Source organism: Azospirillum sp. A23, from assembly GCF_042938965.1.
GTDB classification, from domain to species: domain Bacteria; phylum Pseudomonadota; class Alphaproteobacteria; order Azospirillales; family Azospirillaceae; genus Azospirillum; species Azospirillum melinis.
Window position 1 is genome coordinate 51603 of sequence record NZ_CP170672.1, and the last position, 18138, is coordinate 69740.

Annotated in this window: 18 protein-coding genes; 2 read left to right on the forward strand and 16 right to left on the reverse strand. The window is 62.2% G+C overall.

Features of this window, described 5'->3' with window-relative positions; genetic code table 11:
• Positions 1-43: 43 nt before the first annotated feature.
• From ABNQ40_RS35145 to ABNQ40_RS35185, 9 genes are all read right to left on the reverse strand, one after another.
• A complete protein-coding gene (locus ABNQ40_RS35145) occupies positions 44-1486 on the reverse strand; it encodes a DUF3150 domain-containing protein (RefSeq protein ID WP_377806678.1) in 1443 nt (480 codons plus the stop codon).
• A gap of 113 nt (positions 1487-1599) precedes the next feature.
• Positions 1600-2397: a hypothetical protein gene (locus tag ABNQ40_RS35150; RefSeq protein WP_377806677.1), complete on the reverse strand. Its 798-nt coding sequence runs from the start codon at positions 2395-2397 to the stop codon at positions 1600-1602.
• Positions 2397-3347, reverse strand: coding sequence for a CbbQ/NirQ/NorQ C-terminal domain-containing protein (locus tag ABNQ40_RS35155; protein ID WP_377806676.1), 951 nt, complete (start codon positions 3345-3347; stop codon positions 2397-2399). The genes ABNQ40_RS35150 and ABNQ40_RS35155 overlap by 1 nt, the downstream gene beginning before the upstream one ends.
• 90 nt (positions 3348-3437) lie before the next feature.
• Positions 3438-4445, reverse strand: a complete 1008-nt coding sequence (locus ABNQ40_RS35160; protein WP_377806675.1) for a YqaJ viral recombinase family protein — start codon at positions 4443-4445, stop codon at positions 3438-3440.
• Between the two features lie 78 nt (positions 4446-4523).
• Complete coding sequence (locus tag ABNQ40_RS35165) at positions 4524-4742, reverse strand: hypothetical protein (RefSeq protein WP_377806674.1); 219 nt, start codon at positions 4740-4742, stop codon at positions 4524-4526.
• Positions 4743-4836: 94 nt separating this feature from the next.
• Positions 4837-5991, reverse strand: a complete 1155-nt coding sequence (bet, locus tag ABNQ40_RS35170; protein ID WP_377806673.1) for a phage recombination protein Bet — start codon at positions 5989-5991, stop codon at positions 4837-4839.
• Between the two features lie 110 nt (positions 5992-6101).
• A complete protein-coding gene (locus ABNQ40_RS35175) occupies positions 6102-6365 on the reverse strand; it encodes a hypothetical protein (protein WP_149226255.1) in 264 nt (87 codons plus the stop codon).
• A gap of 94 nt (positions 6366-6459) precedes the next feature.
• Complete coding sequence (locus tag ABNQ40_RS35180; RefSeq protein WP_391349770.1) at positions 6460-6627, reverse strand: hypothetical protein; 168 nt, start codon at positions 6625-6627, stop codon at positions 6460-6462.
• Positions 6628-6683: 56 nt separating this feature from the next.
• Positions 6684-7229 (reverse strand): single-stranded DNA-binding protein, encoded by a 546-nt coding sequence (locus tag ABNQ40_RS35185; RefSeq protein WP_377806671.1) that lies wholly within the window; start codon positions 7227-7229, stop codon positions 6684-6686.
• A gap of 645 nt (positions 7230-7874) precedes the next feature.
• On the opposite strand from ABNQ40_RS35185, the gene ABNQ40_RS35190 reads away from it, so the two are divergent.
• Positions 7875-8789: a hypothetical protein gene (locus ABNQ40_RS35190; protein ID WP_377806670.1), complete on the forward strand. Its 915-nt coding sequence runs from the start codon at positions 7875-7877 to the stop codon at positions 8787-8789.
• A 429-nt stretch (positions 8790-9218) separates the two neighbouring features.
• On the opposite strand, the gene ABNQ40_RS35195 is transcribed toward ABNQ40_RS35190, so the two are convergent.
• A complete protein-coding gene (locus tag ABNQ40_RS35195) occupies positions 9219-9407 on the reverse strand; it encodes a hypothetical protein (RefSeq protein ID WP_377806669.1) in 189 nt (62 codons plus the stop codon).
• 619 nt (positions 9408-10026) lie between these two features.
• On the opposite strand from ABNQ40_RS35195, the gene ABNQ40_RS35200 reads away from it, so the two are divergent.
• A complete protein-coding gene (locus ABNQ40_RS35200; RefSeq protein ID WP_391349773.1) occupies positions 10027-11721 on the forward strand; it encodes a methyl-accepting chemotaxis protein in 1695 nt (564 codons plus the stop codon).
• A gap of 391 nt (positions 11722-12112) precedes the next feature.
• On the opposite strand, the gene traN (ABNQ40_RS35205) is transcribed toward ABNQ40_RS35200, so the two are convergent.
• The 6 genes from traN (ABNQ40_RS35205) to traN (ABNQ40_RS35230) all read right to left on the reverse strand — a co-directional run bounded on the left by traN (ABNQ40_RS35205) (position 12113) and on the right by traN (ABNQ40_RS35230) (position 17926).
• On the reverse strand, positions 12113-13189 hold the full coding sequence (gene traN, locus ABNQ40_RS35205) for a conjugal transfer protein TraN (RefSeq protein WP_391349775.1): 1077 nt from the start codon (positions 13187-13189) through the stop codon (positions 12113-12115).
• 39 nt (positions 13190-13228) lie between these two features.
• On the reverse strand, positions 13229-13801 hold the full coding sequence (locus ABNQ40_RS35210; RefSeq protein ID WP_391346185.1) for a YecA family protein: 573 nt from the start codon (positions 13799-13801) through the stop codon (positions 13229-13231).
• Complete coding sequence (tnpC, locus tag ABNQ40_RS35215; protein ID WP_391346188.1) at positions 13798-15369, reverse strand: IS66 family transposase; 1572 nt, start codon at positions 15367-15369, stop codon at positions 13798-13800. Before tnpC ends, ABNQ40_RS35210 begins: the two co-directional genes overlap by 4 nt.
• Before the next feature lie 51 nt (positions 15370-15420).
• The gene (tnpB, locus tag ABNQ40_RS35220) at positions 15421-15774 is read right to left on the reverse strand and encodes an IS66 family insertion sequence element accessory protein TnpB (protein WP_391346191.1); all 354 of its coding nucleotides are present in this window, start codon (positions 15772-15774) and stop codon (positions 15421-15423) included.
• Positions 15771-16217, reverse strand: a complete 447-nt coding sequence (gene tnpA, locus ABNQ40_RS35225) for an IS66-like element accessory protein TnpA (protein ID WP_391346194.1) — start codon at positions 16215-16217, stop codon at positions 15771-15773. The genes tnpB and tnpA overlap by 4 nt, the downstream gene beginning before the upstream one ends.
• Positions 16218-16297: 80 nt before the next feature.
• Positions 16298-17926 (reverse strand): conjugal transfer protein TraN, encoded by a 1629-nt coding sequence (gene traN, locus ABNQ40_RS35230; RefSeq protein ID WP_391349777.1) that lies wholly within the window; start codon positions 17924-17926, stop codon positions 16298-16300.
• Positions 17927-18138 lie beyond the last annotated feature (212 nt).

The window sequence follows — 18138 nt, forward strand, 5'->3', positions numbered from 1 at the left end:
GCCCCCCTTGGCGGGGGAGAAATACTCCCCCGCCTTGGGTTGCTTAGAAGTAGAAGCAGTCGACGGCCTCGACCGGCGCGGCCTTCGGCGGGATCATGTCTGGGAGTTCCCCGTCATCATCCGCCTCGTCCAGATCGTCGGTGTCGTCCACCGCAGCTTCGACCGCCGCCTCAACAGCAGCCGGCTCCGCCTTGGGCGCGGTCTCCGGTTCCTCCGGAGTTGCACTAGCCGCCGGCGCAGCTTCTGCCCCCAGGGATGCCGGCTCGGCACCCGGGCGGGCATCCTGCTCTACCGGCTCCTGGTCGGCTTCCTGCGCGAGTTCAACCGTCTCCGTGACTGCCTCAACCGGTGCGGTCGGGACAGCCTCAGCGGCGACGGGTGTAACCTGCCCCGCCTCCTCTGCCTGTGCTGGCGTCGCAGTGTCGGAGTTGGACTCCTCGACCACCACGCCATCCGTGGCAGGAGAGGCGGCGTCATCACCATCACCGAACAAGCCGTCGAAGATGGAGAGGTCTGACGGCCCTTCAGCCATCGTTACCTCGACTTGCGCGGGCGTGACGTGGACGACAGCCTCTGGCTCGTCCGCATCTTCCTCTTCCGGGAAGGCGGCATCAGGATCGACGATGTCCCCATCCTCGACAGATGCAAAGAGGTCGCCGAAGCCACCCGTCGCCGGGCGGCTCGCCGCGTAGGACCGGATTTTGTCGGGGTCCGACAGGATCAGGATCTTCGCGACAACCTCGTGGTAGACACCGTTCTCGATGTTGCCTTTCTCCGGAAAGCTGGCGATCAACTCGTCAATGCCAGCCACCATTGGAGCCACAGCGCCATCCAGAAAAGAAAGTCCGTCGAGCTTATCGCGCATCCGCTTGAGCGGCCCTGCGATACGCCGTGACAGGCTCTTCTCCGTCCGGGAAGCCACCGACTTCTCGTAGAGTTCGTTGGCCTCCTGTGCGACCTCAGCCAAAAGCTGATTGCCCATGCGCGCAACCTCGCGGTCCAGCGAGCCGCTCTTGTCGGCCGGCGAGATCCGGAAGGTGCTGTAATCGGCCCAAAGTCGATGACTGACCGCCGAGGCGGGCTCTATGGCCCGGCGAAGCGCGTCCTCGAAGTTGGGATGTTTGGCGACCCACTCTTCCACCTCCTTGTCGTATTCGGCCAGGAAGGTGCTCTTCTCGCCGAGAAACTCCCGAACGATCTTGTCCAGAGCTTCGGTGACCGCTTCGGTCTTCTCGCGTGGGATCGCGTAGCCGCTTAGGAAGCGGATGCCAACGCTCTCCAAGAGGCGTTCCATCTGCTTCTTCAGCTTGTGGAAGACGTTGAGCCGATCAGGGTCCATGACTTTTTTGGAGCCCAGACTGGCAACGTCTTCAGAAGGCAGTTCACCACCCACGCCGAGGTTCAAATCTTCGGCCCGGAGCTTCTTGCGTCCGGTCCAGATCGTCACACCCAGCGAGAGAATGTCAACTTTATCAAGGGTCTTCATGATGCAGCCTCGTTGTGAAACGAGGCGCGAACCCACTCCTCCCCTGGGGGCGAAGTGAACCGCGCCCCATTGGGGAAGGATGTTCTGGGTGGCAGAGCGGGCTGTAAGCCCGCTCAGAACCAATAGTCGGCTTGGCCGGTGTCGATTTGTGAGAGCTTGATCCGTTTCGGGATCAGCCCGGCATCTTCGGCAGCCGGCGTGATGAGGTCGACAGAGGATTCGAAGGTGGCGAGCAGAGCCGCCTCCTTGCGCAGGTCCTTGTCGATGGTGCCACCGTCCGCCTTGACCACGTTGACCGTCACGTCCGCAGACGCGACCAAACGCATGGTCAGGAGAAACAGGAGGGCGCCGACGCCGTTGGCCCGCCGCAGCGAGCCCGCGTGCCGCACCCTCCCGATGCCGGTGTGGCCGTCGAATGCCGGCGTCCAGCCCTCAATCACCGGAACCCCGGTCGGGATACCCTCACGGGTGCTCCACCGGCATTCATAGTGATCGGAGAGCCTGCCCACGGCCACCTCCATCACCTCAAAAAGCCGCTGCCAGGAGACAGCGGTGATTTCGAAGAAGATGTCGGCGTCCTTCATGGTGGCCGGCCTCGACGTAACCTCCTCAGCCGCGGGGATTTCCGCAGCCGGGTTGCTTTGCAGATCGGTGGCCTTACCGTCGGCGCCGAAGGTGCAAGTGCCCAGGATCTCATAACCCTGTTCAGTCTGCTCCCACAGTCGCCGACGACCCTCCGCCGCCGCGCCGCTGGATTTCCAGGACGACTTGGCGATGGGCTTTTTCTGCATGGCCTGTCCGGTCTTGCCGAAGCGCACGAACAAGTCTCCGCCGATCACGGCAACAGCCCAATCCTTGGAGGTGCCGTCGGAGCGGTTATACCGCGCCAACAGCCAGCGCTCGCCCGCCATCAATTAGCCTCCCAGAGATCACCGAAGACATCGGCTGCGATCTGGTGGATCGCCTGCCGCTGCTCAGGTTCCGCCCGGTTGCTGAAGGCTCGCTCGAGAGCAAAGCCGACCGCGTTGGGAGCCCCCTTGAAGGCGACCGTCAGCCGTGCCCACCGCACGAGAGAGCGAGTGGACATGGTGAGGGAAAGCTCGGAGCCACCGTCCTCGCCGCCCAGGAACAGGCGACGGATGTCGTTGGCGACCTTGATCATGTTTTCCCGGATAGCCTGCGGCACCTTCGGCGCCACGCGCTCCAAGATCGATTCCTCGATGTCCGGCTCCAGATAGCCCACGCTGATGAAGCGGAAGCGATCCAGAAAGGCGGGATCGAGAACCTGGATGCTGGTGGCGTAAAGGCCCGAGGCATCACCCGACCCCATGCTGTTCGCCGTGACGAACAGCCGGAACTTTGGGTGGGCATGGATCACCTCGTTGGTCTCGGGGATCACCAGTGGCGATCCTTCCAAGATATCGTTGAGACCGACCAGCTCGCCGGCATCGCCGCGGTCCGCCTCGTTGATGACGAGAGCGTAGCCGTGGGTCATGCAGACGGGTAGCGGCCCGTGAACAAATTTCGTCTGCCCGCCGACGATGGCCTGATGACCAACGAGATCGGCGAACTCGCGACGCTTATGCCAGGAAAAGCACATGGTCGGCCAGTTCAGGCGCGAGAGCGTCTGGGTGACGATGGACGTCTTGCCAGCTCCGTACGGGCCACCGATCCACATGGCATCTCCCATAGGATCGGCAGCAAAGGCAAGAATGTCCCGCAGCTTGATGCGATCGAACACGTAGAGATCGTCACGCTTCGGGATGAGAGGGTTCGTATCGTCGGCAAAGCCCTCGACCGTAAACTGCGGCGGAGCCATCGGCTGATCGAACGTGTCGCGAACACTGAAGTTCTTGAGCATGATGCACCTTTTCTTGGGGAAGTCGGGGCGCACCATGCCCCGGAGGGGAGCATGTCTGCGCCCCAGGTGGGGATGAACTTGAGTTGCGAATTACGCGGCCACGGCTACGACCGGACTCACGCTTTGGGTTTCCGCCGGCTTCACCTTCTTGACACTTACCTTGACGCTCTCCGAGGAGGCGCCGCGGAACTTGTCCAGATCAGCGTCGCTGACGGCAACCTTGTGATGCTCCAGGAGGGCCGTGTAATCGACCCGTCCTTTAGAGATGTAGCGGGTGATGAGGATGCCCGATGCTTCAGCTTGGGCGAACTGCCCCATCTGCTTGATCAGCCGCTCCTTAGCGGTGTCCTGCTTCAGGGTCAGCGCCGCGATCTCGGCCTTGAGGGCATCGATCTTCGCACCAGCATCGCGGTACTCCGCCGCAGCAGCTTCCCACTCCTGCTTTTCCTCGTCGGACGTTGGGGAGTAGCTGTCGCGGGCTGGGTCCTTCTTCGGCTCCTTGCGGCTTTTCACCGCTTCCATGAAGGCTTCGGCCTTCTGGAGCATGTCGGCGATAAATGCCTCGTCCCGGTCGACACGGAATTCGACAGCTTCGTCAACGACGAGGCTGCCATCTTCCTTCTCGATCACGCGACCAAACACCAGATAGCCGTGGTCCATGCCGGACACGAAGATCTGAGCCTGCACCTGGCAGGAATAGAGGCGAAACGCAGTCGCGTCCTCGCGGAGCGCCACCACCTCATCGAACACCGAGTCCGACGGGGCCTTGAGTTCGACGGGGATTCCGTCATCGGTCAGGCCGTCGAAGCTGGCGCGGATGAAAGGATGGTCCGCTTCGGCGCAGGCGGGAAAAAGCATGGTGTCATGCTTCGCCTCGAACCACGCGCGAACAACGGGCTCGCACCGCTTGCCATGAGCGACGAACATGTTGCCGCTCAAGTCCTCCGGAGGGACCTTGCCTGCCTTCTCCGCCCACAAGCGCCAAGGCGTCTTGTAGGGGCTACTGCCGAGGACCACAGCGATGTCGGAAGCCGACACGCCTTGATCGCGCCATGCCAGCCATTCGGCCGAGCCCTGGCGAAGGTTGACGATCTTCATGATGCACCTCTGCAAGGGCGGAGGCGCACGTCTCCCCGGTCGGAGCGTCGTGCGCCCCAGCGGGGTTTTCGTCGTGAATTACGCTTGCCAGTCTGTCCCCATGCCCCGGTTTCGGGACAGGGGCGAGTAGCGAGCGAAATGCTCGTCCAGCAGCGAACGGATCGCGGTCACGCCGGCCGATCGCAACGCCGTGGTGGCCATCGCGGTGATGTCCTCGAAGGTGAAGACATGCGTCGTGGCTTTATGCCCCAACGCCCGGTCCTTCATAGCCTCGGACTTTCTGATATTGCTGAACATGCTGCTCTCCTCCAGGGTAGGCCCCGGTCAGGGTGTCATGCTTCCCGCGCTGGGTGCTCGCGCGCCCCGGAACAGGAATGGACGTGGACAAGGCCTACCCGGCCTGCTTCATGGCGGCGGCAGTAGCGGCCGCTTCCGCCTGGGCCAGCTCGACTTCGGTCTGAGCGTACTCGAAGTCGAGGTCGCTCAGCTTTCCGTCGTTGCGGAGCTTGGACAGGTAGTCCTTCGCTCCCGTCCAGGCGCCGGCGGCACCGGCACGCTGGATCAGCTCCATCGTGGAAGCTCGCACCTTGTCTGACACGGACTGGGAGCGCTCGGCATGCCGCAGGACATATTTGGCGTAAGCCAAGTCGTTGTCCTGCAGCCGCTCTGCGGCATACCCGACGGCCGTTTCCCAGGCACCATTGGGAAGCGCACGGCGCACCAGCTTTCCGATCAGCTCCTTCACCTCGGCGCCGACCTGAAACAGATCGGGCTTCGGGTCCGGAGCCGGCGGACCGTTAAGGACCTCCCCCGTTTTCGGGTCGATGTCCATGACGGTCGCGGACTGCGGCACGCCACGCTTGGAGCGGCGTGGGATGTCAGCCTCGTCGGCCTCGATCACCTTGCCATCCATCTCCTCCGCACTGTAGCCGCCGCATTCCTCAGGGAAGGCGGCGCGCAGCGCATCGGCTTTAGCGCATTTGGCGAGTTGGCCCTTTGGCCGCTTCACCCACATATCTGTGGGGAGAGCGCTTCGAGAGCGTTTCCGAGAGTAGGTCTCCAACCAGAAGATCTTCGCGGTGAACGGGCACCGGACACCGCTGACGAGGCGGTACACGGTGACCTGGCACCATTCGGGGAACTTGAGGGTGACCGTCTCGGTCTTCTTCGAGCCACGTGGACCGTCCTCATCGTTCACCTGGCCGGTGAACGTCTCCGTGATCTCCGGCCCATAGATCGGGGCGTCGACACCGGCGAACTCGCCCGTTCGGGCGGCCGTGGTCTGCACCTCGTTGATGCCCGGCCAAACCGTCTCCACGGACTTCCCCAGTGCGGAGCTCCACATGGGCACGATTGACACGGGGCGCTTCATGATGTCGAGCTTGCGGGCTTGGCAGTAGGCCACCGCGAGCAAGATGCCCTCAGCGCTCTTGGCGGACGGGAAGGTGGATTCCACCAGTACCCGCCAGGTCTGCTCATTGACCCCGTAGCTCTTTGCTTCCACCGGGTACGCGATCCGGGGTTGCAGCGAAATGACTTCGCCCATCTATCTGTCCCTCTCAATTGAATGAGAAGGCGCCACTTCCCTCTGAGGGCGAGCAGCGCCCCCTATGGGGTTGTGACGGTCAGTTCAGGTCAGCGCGAGACGTCGTTGTCCTAGTTGGACGAAGACGGAGCCTCAGCGGCCGGCTTCGGGCGAAACGGCTCGCACGGATCGGGTTCCCCCGGTTTGCGAGCCACGTAGCCGACGCCCATCGCTTCGGCATCGCATTTGGTCCTGAGCAGCAGGTTTTCCTGTGCCTTTCGGAGTGTGTCCGCCTCCCCCAGCGCAAACAGGAAGCCTGCGACAAGGTAGATCGCGTAGAGCGCGATCATGGCGAGCACGAAAGCCTTCAGGACGGGTTTGATGATCTCGGTCATGGTTTTGCGCCTCCTAGCGCAATGCTGCAGAGGCACACTCCACGCGCCACGTTGGGACGAGCAAGTGCGCCCCAGTGGGAAGGAGTAAAGCAGATCAGCGGTTGTCGCTGAGCCGCACGGTCATCGTCATCTCTGCCTGTTCGACGGTCTTGATGATCGCATACAGGCTTTGGTGGACAGTCACCCCAGCCATAGCGGCCACGATGATGCCGAAGACGATGTTCGGGAGAACCCGCATAACGACCTCCAAATCGGAGGACACGGCATTCCCCTTGGGGACGCTAAGCCGCGCCCTTTAACTCAGAACCGCGAGCGAAATTAGAACGGGATTTGATCCCATCCATCATCACCAGCGGCACTGCCTTGGCTGCGGTTTGCCGAGCTCTGGGATCGAGAACGATCCTGGCTACTTTTGCGGTCGGATCCACCTGGACGACCGGCGGCACCCTGGCGATCGGAACCACCCTGGTGACCGGGCTCGCCGGCGGGACGCCCGCCATTGGTTGAGCCGTTGCTACGACCGTTGCCAGCGCCGTTGTCGGATTCCCGACCCTGGCTCTGACCGCCGTGCAGATCGAGTTCGCTCACGCGAACTGTGAGGGCCTTGTCCTTGCTGCCGTCGCGACGCTCGAATTCACGAAGCGTGACTTCGCCGGCAATGGACACTTCCCTGCCCTTCTTGAGGAGGCTGGCGAGTTTTTCAGCGCGCGTCCCCCAGATCGAGCAGTCGACCCACTGTGTCGTCTTGTTCTCTCCGTAGCCGATATCATTGGCGACGGCAAAGCTGAGGACTTTTTCGCCGCCCTGCGTGGTGCGCAGCTCGGCGTCGCGGCCCAAACGACCATTGAAATGCCAGATGTTCATGATGCACCTCATCCTATTCAGGTTGCGATGCACGGAACTCCTCCCCTGCCCAGGGTGGAGTCTTGTCCGTGCTGGTTGGGGAAGGTCAGGCTTCGAGATAAGGGCGGATCACCGCTGGGACCGGATGAACGGTCTCCGTGTGCAGCCCCGTGTTGATCGCATCGGAAGGGACTGCCAGCCGCCGAAGAGCGGAGTGGGCAGTGCGCCAAGGATATCGACCTGCGCGGTAGCCGGCGTAGACGTCGGCTGCCAAGCTTAGTTTGAGCTCGGAGGACTGGACGTCCTCAAAAGCACAGAGGTTCAGGGACATGATGCGCCCTCATTCCATGAGGATAAAGGAGGCGCGTCCCGACCCCACGCGGGGAGGGAGAAGCCTCCCTCTTGGTGGGAACACGCTCGGCGGCAAACCGGCGAGCTACATGCTGGTTGTTTTAGGACCCCAACTAGGTCCCCAGCTGAAGCCGGACACTTTGGCATCGCTGCATCAAGCAAGCGGCGCTAAGTGGAGCCAATGTACCGTGCCGACACCGGCGGCGATAGGGCAGAAAGACGCCGATTTTGCGCGTCTTTCAAAGGCGCGGAATAGCCCTCTGGTTGATTAGGCTGTGGAGCACAGGTCCACCACTCCCCGGAGTATTCATCACTATGGAAAACGCCGACCAGCAGCCGGCACAGTCGGTTGCGTCGCCCCAATCCCGCCCGGCCCGGAATTCGAAGGACGCCCAAAACGCTAAGGCCTCTCAGCGTTCCGCCGGTACCAGCCGGCAGCCGGGGAAGGGCCGCTCGTCCACCCGCGCGCCCCGAACACACGCCGATTACTCGACGCCGGTCCTGCACAAGACGCTCGCGCTGAAGACCCATCAGGCGCAGCAGGTGGAATCCCGGATCCTCGCGACCACGATGTCTTCGATGTACATCACCGAGGTCGTGCTGCGCATCATCGGCGATTCCAAGGAAGCCGAAGCGGTCTCCGAGATCATCAACAACCATCTGAAGGTTGAGGAGGAAGCGCTCCGGGCTACCCTCGCTCAGCTTGAACAGGTCCGGTCATCGAATATGGTCGATTTCGAGCCCGAGTACTCGAAGCCGATCTCCAAGCCCCTCGAGGTCAGCTCGCCGCAGGCAATGCGCTTCGTGCTGCTCCTCGAAGGCTACGACAAGCTCATCCGGGTGGTGGACGGCCTATGGTTCGCCGGCCTGATGGATGGCAAGCAGAAAGCCACGGCAACGTGGGAGTGGCAGCGTCGCCTGGTACGCCTCGGCAATAACGTCATCGCTCTTGAACGCCGCGCTCGCGCCGCGGCCGTTCGCAAGAATAAGGGCGAGGAGGTGAACAAGGTCGTCGGCGAGACGGAGACGGCTACGGTGTCGGATAACGACGCGGGTGGCGACAAGACCAAGCGCGCCTCCAAGGGCCAAGCACCTGCCCCTCAACCCGAAGACGATGTGGCATCGGGACCCGCTCCGGTGGCCGTCGCCTTGGCAGCGGTGGCCGCGACGGACCCGACTGGCGCCGGCGTGGTCTCAGGCGCAAAGATCGCGGCCGCTCCGGCCGAGTGATCGCTTCCTGCCCGTATGACGACCGGAAAAGAGGGGGCCAACTGATTGGCTTCCTCTTTTCGTGACACGACGGAGACAGAGCGCTAGCTCATGTTCAGGCCCAGCGTCCGGCTTGGATCGCAAGCGGAAAAACCTAGTAGACGTGCTTCTTTAAGGCAGTTGGGTCTTGCACGTACAGTAGAGCCACAATAAGGTGGCCGAGCCCTCTCGTAGGGCAGTGTGTTGGGGAACACACTTTTTATGATGCACCTTGGGAAGGCGTGGTCTTCGGGCCACGCCTTTCTGGTTTGTGGGCGCGGCTCCCCAGCAGGCTGGTCGGGTATAGCGGGATGAGCGGTGTCTCCTAAGGACCAAGGACGCCCACCGCTCGCGCAGGCTCAATCACTAGCCGGCGTTCGTCCCACCAGCAGGATAAAGGGCAGTGGACGGCTAAACGTCCGCCGCACCGGGTGTGCGCGTGGGGCCCTTTCGCTCGCGGCGCCGCAGTTCCTTTTCGACAGCATCCCGCACGAAGTCGGCGCGATCCTCATCTTTCGCGAGGACGCTTTTGATCCGCTCGAAGGTCCCTTCGGCGAAACGGGCAACCATGTCCTCGACGTACTTCTTGGGGCGGGCCATGCCCCGCCTTTTCGGGGATATCTCTGATTTCGTCAAGGCGATATCTCTTTCATCCAGTTGATGAGATATCCTAAAAGGCATTAATAGATATCTCTTAACGACCGATAACAGATATCTGTTATTTTGGCAAGAACGTTGGTCTGCCGCCCCGCATTCGGCAGTTACGAACGAGCGGTACCGAAGATCTAAGTTTGTTGCTAAATTCTCTGTATGGCACCCTGGGCCGCTCGGACATTCGGCCATCGTCCATACCGTTGCGGTATGGCGGCCAGTCGTCTGGACAGTTAGAAGTCTTGCTCGGAGCTTCTACGGAATTGAGACCGCCTTCGGTGTCGGCGTCTCACCGCGACGCCTACCGCCTGGCACGCGAACTCTGTCCGCCGCAGCGGCGTTTTCTGCAACAGGGCACCTCGCTCCAGCGGGTAACAAGCTGCCTGCGCAGGACCTCATCTGCCACTAATCCGTCCAACAAATTGGCAGATTAAACTTCAGCAGACGTAATGATATTGCCACTCGCACACTAAGCAACGCAGCTTAGACTGTATTTGAGATAAATCAAAGCTACCCGACGCATATCGCCGTATGTAACGTGCAAATATATCAACGTTTGGTGGACTCCATGATGAGCTCCCTTCTCGCGCGCTTCCGCATCAGCACCAAGATCGCCGCAGTGGTGGGTGTGCTGGCTCTAACCGCCGCCATCCTCGGCACGCTCGGCATCGTCGGGATGAAGACCTACGATGCTCGTGTTGACGAAATCCAAAACCTCTCCAAGCGGGCTCTGATCAGCGAACAGGTGAATGGTCTCGTCTACAAAGTGGTGATGGACAGTCGTGGGATATATGCCGCGGAGTCCAAGGACGAAGCGCGCATGTTCGCCAAGGCGGTCAAGGACAGCACCGCGCTGATGGCGCAGCGGACGGCGGACTGGAAGACCCTGGTGCCACCCGACCGCTTCACCACCTTCCAGGGGCTGGAGAAGGACATCACCGAGTTCATTCAGACCCGCAACGAGGCTGCGCGTCTGGGGGTGGAGGTCGGCCCGGCCGAGGCGGAGAAATACGGCGGCAGCGACGCTTCACGGGCCAACCGGAAGGCTCTTGGTGAGGAACTCGAACAAAGCTCGCAGCGGAATATGGCCACTATCCAGCGCGACACCGACGAACTGGATGCCTACAGCGCCCGCATGCTGACGCTGATGCTTGTCGTGGGCATCGGTGGCATTGGCGCTGCCGTCGGCGCGAGTGTGGTGATCTCGCGCGCGGGCATCGCCCATCCCATCGCCACCATCACGGACACGATGTCCCGCCTGGCCCGCGGCGACCTGACCGTCGACGTCGCCGGTGCAGAGCGGGGAGACGAAATCGGCGGGATGGCGCGAGCGGTCGCGATCTTCAAGCAGAACGCCCTCGAACGTGAGCGGATGGCTGCGGCCGAAGAAGCCGAGCGCAAGGCCAAGGAACAGCGCGCCGCTGCGGTAGAGCAGCTGATCGCAGGCTTCGACAACAGCATGTCCGGCATCCTGCGCACGGTCAGTGCCGCGGCTGGCGAGCTGGACGCCACGGCCCAGAGCATGTCGCACACGGCCGAGATGACCAACCGCCAAGCCGCCAGCACGGCTGCGGCTGCCGAGCAAGCCTCGGTCAACGTTCAGACCGTGGCGTCGGCCACCGACGAGCTGTCGGCCTCGATCCGTGAGATCAGCGCGCAAGTCAGTCGCTCCACCGACATCGCCGGCCATGCTGTGGACGAGGCACAGACAACGAACGACCGCGTCCGCGGCCTGGTGGATGCCGCCCAGCGCATCGGCGACGTGGTGAAGCTCATCACCGACATCGCCAGCCAGACCAATCTGCTGGCCCTGAACGCCACCATCGAGGCCGCGCGCGCCGGCGAAGCGGGCAAGGGCTTCGCTGTGGTGGCGAGTGAGGTGAAGAACCTCGCCAACCAGACGGCCAGGGCGACCGACGAGATCGCCAGCCAGATCGCGTCGATGCAACAGGCGACCAACGAGGCTGCCACTGCGATCACCGGCATCGGCACCACGATCGGCAGTATCAATGAGATCGCCACCTCGATCGCCTCAGCCATTGAGGAACAGGGTGCGGCAACCGGTGAGATCGCCCGGAATGTCCAGGAGGCTGCGCGCGGCACCGAGGTCGTCACGGTCAACATCACCGAGGTCAGCCGCGGGGCAACCCAGACCGGTTCGGCCGCCACGCAGGTTCTGGGGGCTGCAGGTGAGCTGGCCCGCCAATCAGACATGATGAAGAACGAAGTGGAGCGCTTCCTGACAGGTATCCGCGCCGCGTGAGGGCGCCATGTAGTCGCTCAGACGACGCGGTTCACCACAACGCACATTGAGGCAGCCTTCTACGGTGCTGGCTAGCTTGGCCAGCACCTGCGGCCGTGCGCAGGCAAAGGGACCGCCCGACGAATGTCCGCGCAGCAAAGCGCGCAGGCTTGCGCCCTTGCTTCCGGGCTACTGGGCACCCCTCCGTCAGCCGCCGCGCCGTCGGGAATTGCTTACCATCCCCAACGGCCTCTATCATCTTGCGCTACCACGGCAACGCGCTGTGCGGGGTCAACGTCACCAAGGCGCAGCGTTACCGATCTAAGGCGCTGGCCGCCCCCTTCGGGCGGGGTCGCTAAGCCTGCGCCCCGCAGTGTGGCGGATCACACATTTGTGCGGTCTCGCCAGCAGGTTAGTTTCCAGGCAAGGGCTTGGCTTTCAGTTCGGTCGTTGCGTCTTTGCGCGCCTTGTCCACGTCGATGCCACCAACCCGTTCCTGTGCCCGCTTGGTGGTGTTCATCCGAGTGCCGACATTGAAGTTGCTACCGGCACCAGTGAGGTTGTCAATGTTCACACTCGATTCCGAGGGAAGATGTCCGGTTTGGGCCAGCAACCCCAACCACTCGTCAAGGTTGATCTGCGACCAGTCAATGCGCTGAATTTCGTCAGTCGTGATCCCACGGCAGTCCGGCTCCTTGGGAGTGCCCCAGGACAGGCCGAGCTGGGGTCGCGCCTGCTCCTGAATGATCCTGGATAGCGGCGAGTTGAAGCAGCAGTAAGATTCCCTCTTCTCGATGCAGACGCCCAGCACCTTGCTGTTGCAGTAGCTGCCAACCTGGTGGCAGTTCTTAAGTTGCTTCTGCGCATTAAGCTCGAACTCTTCCTTCTCGCATGCCCAGATAATCTGAATCAGGATCATCACGATCTGGTAGACGGTATAGGCAATCATGATCCAGCCGAGCACCGACCCGATAATCGCTTGGCCGCCGCCCAACTGCAAAGGACCCTGGGCAGTGCCACCAACGAACGCCGACCCTCCAGTTTCTGCCACCGAAAAGAGGCTGTTGGCTGCCGCGTCGCCGAACACCTGAGCAGTCCAGTCGCCGACCTTGTTTAACAAGGTTTGTTGGATGGAGCCGATGAGCGTCTTCGACGCAGCGTCCGATGCGACGCTTTCCGTGCCGCCCCATATGTTCTCCCAGCCCTGAACGAAGGGCTTGTTGATCTCAGTCCAGGCGCTATCAATTGGCCCGGTTAGTGTCTCGTAGGCTCCACGTAGGGCGTTGCTTTTGTCCAGGGCGGACACCGCGCTGTCCAGCTTGCCAACCGCTAGGATCAACGAAATGTAATCGCCGAGCGAGACTGTCGATGTTGAGGCGCAGCAGTCAACAATGCCACCTACAGCCTTCTTACACGTTTGAGCTTTCCCTTTGAATACCGTACAGGTGCGATTCTCCTCAATGGTGTCCTCTTTGCACTCGGCATCCATGTAAGCGTTGCGAGCGCACCCTTTAACGATCCGCCGCGATTACCGCATGGATCTGTTGCGGCGGGCCTTGAAGTGTTCGCGCAGGTCGAGGATGGCCTTAGCGAGGGCGGGGACGTCGGCGTCGGCGATGGGTGCTGTGCTGATCAGAAGAGGATGCAGGGCCTGGAACGTGGCGTGCTCTGGTTTGTCTGGGTTGGCCATGCTCTTCCAGGCGCGCGGCGCTAGCCGGGTTGCCATCAGGAAGCCGAGGGACCAGAAGATCGGGTCCAAGCCCCCGGCATGGTGTGTTGGCAACTGCGGCCGGTACAGATACGGAAACTGCGCCATCGTCTCCGATAGGCGGTTGTGGTGATGCGCCACAGCCTGGATGGCCAGGTACTCCCGGGTCTCCTCCGTGGCGAGCAAGGCGCGCTCGCCCAGAAGTTGGCCGAGCCAAAGCTGAGGATCGATGAACTTCGGCCCGATCAGAACAGCGGTCAGGTAGCCGTCGAGCCCGTCAAGGCACGACACCGGAGCCGCCCGGCCGCGAGCCCGCAGATAGGCTTCAAGTTCGTCAGCACTCAGCATCGGTTTGGCCGCCATCGTGGTGGCGTTTGCGCCAGACTTGCTCATGCCGCCCGGACCTCGACAGCGAGCGCGGTTTCCCGCTCCGCCTTCCACGCCCAGGGCAGCAGGCGGTCGAGGTCGTTGACCTTCACCGCGCCGGATACGATGCGCTCCAGCGCGTCGGCAAGGTAGGTGAACGGGTCGAGGCCCATCAACTTTGCGCTGTTGATCAGAGAGGCCAGGATCGCCCAATCCCGGCCACCCGCTGCCGAGCCGGCGAATAATGCGTTCTTCCGGCTCAATCCGATCGGGCGCATGGTGCGTTCCACGGCATTCGTATCGACATCGATGCGACCATCGTCGAGGAAGGCGATCAGCCCATCCCAGTGGCCCAGCGTGTAGGCGATCGCCTTGGCCAAGCTCGACTGGCCGGAGATTTCGCTCCGCACCTCCATCAGCCGGGCCTTCAGCGCCGCCATGATCGGCCGGGCTTCGGCCTGCCGAACCAGCCGGCGGGTGTCCGCTGCGGTGCCGCGGATACGCTCCTCGATGGCATAGACCGCGCCGATGCGGGCGATCACGTCACGCGCCACGTCCGATTTGGTGGTCTTGAACACCGCCACGAACTTGCGACGTGCATGCGCCAGGCAGAAGACGAGGCGGATACCAGCTCGCTTACGGCGGCGGACCAGCGCCTTGTAGGCGGCGTAGCCGTCGACCTGGAGAATGCCATCAAAGCCCGCCAACTGCTCCTGAACAGCGGCCGTATCCCGCCCCTCGGCGTAGACGTAGCCAACCGCCGGCATGGCGGGGCCTTGCCAGGGACGGTCGTCCACCGCCTGAGCCCACAACTGGCAGACCTTGGTCCGCCCGCGTCCCGGATCGAGCCGGGGGAGCGGCGTCTCGTCACAGTACACCCGCTGCTGAGAGCGGATGTAGAGTAGCAGCCGATCATACAGCGGCCTCAGCCACCAGGCGGCTCGGCGAACCCAGAACACAAGCGTGCTCCGGTCCAACACGATGCCTTGGCCGGCAAACATCTGCGCCTGTCGGTACAGCGGCAGGTGCCAAGCAAACTTCGCCACCACGACGTGGGCGACCAGCGCGGTGGTCGCCATGCCGCCGTCGACCACCCGCGGTTTGGCCGTGGCCTGGACCACGGTGCCGGTGCAGCACCGGCAAGCATACTTCGGCCGGACGGTGCGCAGAACGCGCACAATGGCCGGGATCACATCCAGCGCTTCGGCGACGTCCTCACCGATCCGGTGCATCGCCCCCGCACAGCATGGGCACGCGGTGTTGTCTGGCTCGATGGTTGTTTCCACCCGCGGCAGATGCCGGGGCAGTGCTCCGACATTGCGGGTCGCTGGGCTGCGAGGCTGCTGTTTCGCCTTTCCGGCTGTCCGGTCTGCATTGTCGTTGGCAACAGGAGCGGGCTCAACGGTGAGGTCGCCGAGGTCAAGGAGACCTTGTTCAGGGTCGATCACCGACGCCTTTTCCGATTTTGCCCCGAAAATCAGCGCCGTCAGCGTCTCCACCCGCGCCTGCAACGCCGCGTTCCTGGCCTGTAGATCGCGGATGATCCGGACCAGTTCGGCAGGGTCTGTGGGGAGCGGGTTGGGAGGCTGGACCATGGTCTGGAGTATACCGCAGAGAAGCGGCAGAACCCAGGCGTTTCAATGCTTTCAGCCCATCCAGCGAGGCGTTTTGATCGACGGTGGCGAGGCTGTGCACCACTCCAATCCATCGAGCAGCAGCGTGAACTGAACAGCACTCAGACGGACCATGCCGTCCCGGATCGGAGGCCAGGAAAATCCCCCATCCTCCAGCCACTTTGTTGCGAGAATAACCCCGGTGCCGTCCCAGACCAGGAGCTTGAGCCGATCCTTGCGCTTGGAACGGAAGACGAAGACGTCACCACAATAGGGATCGGCCTTCAGCGCCTCGGCCACCAGGGCGACCAGGCCGTGAACGCCCTTGCGGAAATCGACCGGCTGCGTCGCCACCACGACCTTGAGGTCGGGGCGCAGAGGAATCATCCCCGCCCCCGCGCCGCTGCAACAACCGCCGCCGCAAGGCCGGGATCAACCGCGCCGTGGAACACGAGCCGTCCGCTTCGCAAGTCCATCTCGATCCGGCCCGGCACCGTCTCCCGGGCTGTCGGACGTCGATCTTCTGAATGAGGAGGGGGCTCCTCGGCAACTGTGACAGGGACGAACAGCGGCGTCTCCACCGGAGCCGCTTGCGGGACGATGCCCGCCTCCCGACGCCAGACCGTGAGCAGACCGCGGTTCACCCCGTTGCGCCGCGCCACCTCGGAGATGTTGGCATCCGGCGCCGCGCTCTCAGCCACGATGCGCGCCTTCTCCTCCGCCGTATACGAGCGCCGCTGCCGCCGCCCCGTGATCACCTCAATCCGCCGATATGGCCTGCCTTCATCCATGGCTTCAAGTCTGGGATGAAGCCTGACGCCTTCTCCCATCGTGCCCTCCGTCTCCCGTGAACCCGCGCGCAATCTCGGCTACGGATGACGCTTCGGGAAGAAGGGTGCGCTCGTAGCGCTTACGCATCCATGGCCATAAAGCGCGCAGCCGATAGGGTGGCCGCGGCACGGGCAAAGTCGTTGCTCAAGTCCGCTTGGGGGTTTACGCAATCCGTGCCCATGCACCGGATGGGGCCGGGGCAGCTCGTCGTCGTATTGCGGGTCACTGTGGGCACTGTCGCCGAGTTGCCGCAATCCCATTGCTCCTCGTGCACATAGCAGGTTCCAGAGGCACCCAGCGCCCCTTCAACACAGCTGGACTTAATGAAGCCACACGACGGGTTCGACTCATAAGCCGCGCAAGAAGCTAGGTTTTCTCCGTTGGTTTTTGGACACTGCTTCTGGCCCTGCGCATCGGTCCAGCAGTCCATCTGGCCTTTATAGAAGTTGCACTGAGCGTCTACCGAGGCACGGCGGCACAGCGGAGAGGTGCCGGCGGGCATAGGGGAGTTCGTAAAATCGCTTGGGCACAGGCGTATCCCATTTACTGTCGCACACCCAGATGAATCAGTCATAGGCATATCAGTGCATGTCACCGTGCCCACACAAAAGCCATCGGACACTCCCTGAAGCGACTTCTTACATTCAGGCGGATAGTATTCGCTCTTCGCAAGAATTTTGGTGGGATCATACTGGATGCGAATTCTAGCATATCCCTCACCTTTCACGCCCACGGACACGCGAGTGCGAAGCTCTAACTTTCCAGCGACTTTGAAGAACGATGTTACATCGACATTGGGCGAGGCCTCCCACTCTGTGGCCAATTCGCACGGTCCTTCCGTTTCCGGAGCGAAGCGCCAATCTGGTCCTTGCCACACCTTAGTATTCCTGAGGTAGACCTGCATATAGTCGTCCCACTTAGCGTGTACTAGCGTGGCGCTAGTCACCGCCTCAGGATTAAATACATCAACCTCAATAGACTCTTGGTAAATCGTACAACTTCCCGTCCAGTAGTTGTCACCAATTGTCCCGATCCACATGTCCACACAGCCAGGGCCACAGCTGGATAGGTTAGCCGGGCCGCCTGTGTGCTCAAGAACACCAGCACGGTACTCGTGGATGATGGTGCACTTCTGACTCTGGTCCTGGACCCTCTCACAGGTCTTGTAGTCGGGCACGTGGACTGAATACGACCCCTTGCTAAAGGTCGTGTTTGTAGAGCAGTCGGCGAAATCAGCCGGTAGGTTATTCCAGGTGAAATCGGACTTAGCCCAGAGTGGATCATTGTCGAGGTTCGGCCTCGTCACATTGGACGATCCCACCAAGGTCCGGTAGGCGTCACCAGTGCGGCTGCCCTCAGTCTTCAAGCGCTTGTGAGCGTCCGTGCCAGCATTGATCATGGCGCTGTCGTTACCGTAGAGCGCTTGGGTGCTGTCGGCGTTCTGGCCGTTTGAACCAGGAAACATATCGCCCGAGGAGAGCGAGAGCGGCTTCGAGGAGTTGGGCCACAGGGTGACCTGACCGTCCGGTTGGGCTGAAAAGAGGTCATTCACGTTCGGGATGGAACCACCTACTGCCCGGCCTGCGGCGGCACCGGTGGCTATAGGATCCGCGGCCAGGGCAATCGCGCCAGTCTGCACGGTCACCAGCGCGGATACGACTATGGCCGCGATCGGCTGGGCGAGCCAAGACGTGCGTAGCAGTTTCATGGGGGTCTCACGCGGACGAAGAACGAGGCGGAAGCGGCGAAACGCCACAGAGTTTTCAGCCTCCAGTTATCGCCTATCGCAAACCTCCTGCGCGCCGCTGAAAGACGCATGTTTTCCGCGTCTTTCATCACCTCGCTATCAAGCCATCCTCTGGGATCCTGGAACCACTCATGGTCTTCTGCTAGAGGGTGTCATCTCAGCGGAGCTTTGCA